Raw genomic sequence first — 388 nt, 5'->3', positions numbered from 1 at the left:
ACCGAGCACATTCTGCTGGGCCTGATCCGCGAGGGTGAGGGTGTGGCGGCTCAGGTGCTGGTGAAGCTGGGCGCGGACCTGAACCGGGTGCGCCAGCAGGTGATCCAGCTGCTGCACGGCTACCAGGACAAGGGCCCGTCGGGGTCGAGCGGCGCCAGCGAGCCCGCTCCCGCGACGTCGGCGGTGCTGGACCAGTTCGGCCGCAACCTGACGCAGGCAGCCCGGGAGAGCAAGCTGGACCCGGTGATCGGCCGCGAGACCGAGATCGAGCGGGTCATGCAGGTGCTGAGCCGCCGCACCAAGAACAACCCGGTGCTGGTCGGCGAGCCCGGTGTCGGCAAGACCGCCGTGGTGGAGGGGCTGGCGCAGAAGATCGTCAAGGGCGAGG

The 388-nt window shown here is 70.4% G+C and carries 1 protein-coding gene; it reads left to right on the top strand.

Translation table 11 applies throughout. The features are described 5' to 3' along the window. A partial coding sequence (locus tag QSK22_RS33400; protein ID WP_285498511.1) for a Clp protease N-terminal domain-containing protein occupies window positions 1–388 on the top strand: 388 nt, incomplete at both ends.

It is taken from the genome of Actinomadura sp. NBRC 104425 (assembly GCF_030269545.1).
In the GTDB taxonomy this organism is placed as follows: Bacteria; Actinomycetota; Actinomycetes; order Streptosporangiales; family Streptosporangiaceae; genus Spirillospora; species Spirillospora keratinilytica.
Note: the sequence above shows the minus strand (reverse complement) of the source record. Positions and strands in the feature narration are given on the sequence as shown.